At 61.4% G+C, this 2,520-nt stretch carries 3 protein-coding genes and 1 pseudogene; 2 read left to right on the top strand and 2 right to left on the bottom strand.

Annotated features, from left to right (window positions below; all coding sequences use genetic code 11):
- The coding region (locus tag AC0AP0_RS11820) for a diaminopimelate epimerase (protein ID WP_490430607.1) at nt 1-365 on the bottom strand (365 nt) is incomplete at its 3' end.
- Between the two features lie 67 nt (nt 366-432).
- Here AC0AP0_RS11820 and murI point away from each other — a divergent pair.
- Nucleotides 433-1,218 carry a glutamate racemase gene (gene murI, locus AC0AP0_RS11815; RefSeq protein WP_490430606.1) on the top strand — a complete coding sequence of 262 codons (786 nt, stop codon included), beginning with the start codon at nt 433-435 and terminating at the stop codon, nt 1,216-1,218.
- 68 nt (nt 1,219-1,286) lie between these two features.
- Nucleotides 1,287-2,138, top strand: coding sequence for a patatin-like phospholipase family protein (locus AC0AP0_RS11810; protein ID WP_490430605.1), 852 nt, complete (start codon nt 1,287-1,289; stop codon nt 2,136-2,138).
- 70 nt (nt 2,139-2,208) lie between these two features.
- Here AC0AP0_RS11810 and AC0AP0_RS11805 read toward each other — a convergent pair.
- Nucleotides 2,209-2,520 (bottom strand): annotated as a pseudogene (locus AC0AP0_RS11805) (SPFH domain-containing protein); the annotation flags it as partial.

Genomic DNA, 2,520 nt, shown 5'->3' with positions numbered 1-2,520 from the left:
GCCCGGGTCCCCAGCAGAAAGGAGGATCCCTCCATGGTCGGCGTCAGCCCCTGCTTCTGAGCGAAGAGGGTGACGGCCCGCGTCCCGTTGCCGCACATCTGCGCCAGTGATCCGTCGGCGTTGCGGTAGTCCATGAACCACTGACAGCCGAAACGGTCACAGGCATCCACCTGCTCCTGGTTCAAGTCGCTGACATCGGCCGGATGGGTCAGCCGGATCACCCCGTCGGCTCCGACCCCGAAATGCCGGTCACACAGCCACCGCACCTGGTCTGCCGTAGGTTCCAGATCCCCCCGGGGATCGGCGTAGACCACGAAATCGTTGCCGGTGGCTTGCATTTTGTAAACAGTCCGGGGAATACTCATGCTTGTAGCGTACGGCCCTTCGGCGACAGGCTAGGCTGGTTCTTCGGCTGCGAAAGGAGCAGATCATATGGCATCAGATGCACCGATCGGGATCTTCGACTCCGGGCTCGGCGGTCTGAGCGTCACCGCAGCCATCCAGAAGCTTCTGCCCCAAGAGAATCTGCTCTACTTCGGCGATTCCGCCTACGCCCCCTACGGCACCAAGGAGCCGGCCCAGATTGCCCGGCGCTGCCAGATCATCGGCGACCGATTCATGGACCAGGGTGTCAAGGCCATGGTCATCGCCTGCAACACCGCCACCAGTGTCTGTGTGGATGAGATGCGCCAGCGCTACCCGGTTCCTGTTATCGGCATGGAGCCGGCCCTGAAGCTGGCTTGCACCCGAGGCGGAGGCCGACCCCAACGGGTTCTGGTCACGGCAACCCCGCTGACCTTGAAGGAGGCCAAGTTCTCGCGCCTGATGGCTCGGTTCTCCGGCAGACACACCATTCTCACCCAGCCCTGCCCAGACCTGGTGACCATTGTGGAGTCTGACAGGTTGAGCGATCAGCCCCTGGTCGATGCCACCCTGCACCGTTACTTGGATCCCTATGACCTTCAGACTCTGGATGCCTTGGTTCTGGGCTGCACCCACTTCGTCTTCTTCCGCAATCCTATCGCACGCATCTGCCCGCCGAGCCTGGCACTGATCGACGGCAACCCGGGAACGGCCCGCCACCTCAAGGATTTGCTGGCCCAAGACGATGCCCTCAACCAGGGTCCTGGTCCCGGCAGAGTCCAAATCGACAACTCTGATTCCTCACCGGCCACGCTGGATCTGTCCAAGCGGCTGCTGGCCTCCTGCCGCCCCTGAACAGCTTGTCCAACGTTCACGCATAAGCTGTCATCAAGCTCGGATATCTGTCAGGAATCGAGGTGCTCATGGCACGCAAAAGAACAGCCGTCATTGACGTAGGCGGCGGCTACCGGTCCATCTTCGGTGCCGGCGTCTTCGACCGCTGCATGGAGCAGGGCATCACCTTCGATCACTGCTACGGGGTCTCGGCTGGCAGTGCCAATCTGGCCTCATTCCTGTCGGGCCAGCTCAGACGCTGCTATCGCTTCTACACCGTTTACTCCTCCCGCAAGGAGTATGCGAGCGTGAGCAACTTCCTGACCAAGCACACCTTCGTCGACCTGGACTACGTCTACGGCAAGCTTTCGGCGCACGATGGGGAATGCCCGCTGGATTACCAGGCCCTGAAGGCCAACCCGGCCCTGTTCACCGTAGTGGCCTGCAAGGCCTCTGACGGATCCACCGCCTATTTTGACAAGTCCGACCTGGCCCAGGACAACTATGACATCCTCAAGGCCTCATCCACCGTGCCGGTAGCCAACAAGCCCTACATGATCGATGGAGTGCCCTATCTGGACGGCGGCATCGCCGACCCGGTGCCGGTCCGCAAGGCCATGGACGAGGGCTATGAACGCATCGTTCTGGTTCTGACCCGCCAGAGGGATATTCTGCGCGAGCAGAAGAAGGATGTCCTGCCGGCCCGGATCCTGTCGAGGACCTATCCAGCGGCCGGCGAGCGCCTGATGGAGCGCTACCGCACGTATAATAACGAGGTTACCCTGGCCAAGCAGGCCGAAAAGGAGGGCCAGGTGCTCATCCTGGCCCCGGACAGCCTGTGCGGGCTGACCACACTGAGCAAGTCACTCAAGGGACTCAACGCCATGTACGACAAGGGCTATCGGGCCGCCGAGGCCATAGCCGACTTCCTGGAAAGCTGAACCCCATCCCCGCACGATTCGCCATGCGGGGGTCTCCCTTTCCCGTTTTGGTCGAGCTCTTTTACGAACCTTACAGTATTGGCGCCCCGGTCTCGCTCTCTGTGCCTGCACTCCTGCGACCGTGGCGGGAATCCGCACTCCCCTGGCTGCTCTGGGCAGTCATCAGCGCTGCGGTCATCTGGTTGAAGAGCTCGTTGTAGCCGCCGGGGGTCGCCGCTGGCAGAACCAGAGTCTTGGCATTGTCGGACTCGGCCAGCGAACGCATCACATCCAGATATTGGTTGAAGAGCACCACGTTGTTGACAGCATCGATATCCATACCTACGGCCCGAAGACTGTTGATCTGATCCACAATGCCGTTGGCGATCTCCCGCCGGTAGTT

Source organism: Bifidobacterium sp. POST2/T3 (B1) (genome assembly GCF_058197115.1).
Note: the sequence above shows the minus strand (reverse complement) of the source record. Positions and strands in the feature narration are given on the sequence as shown.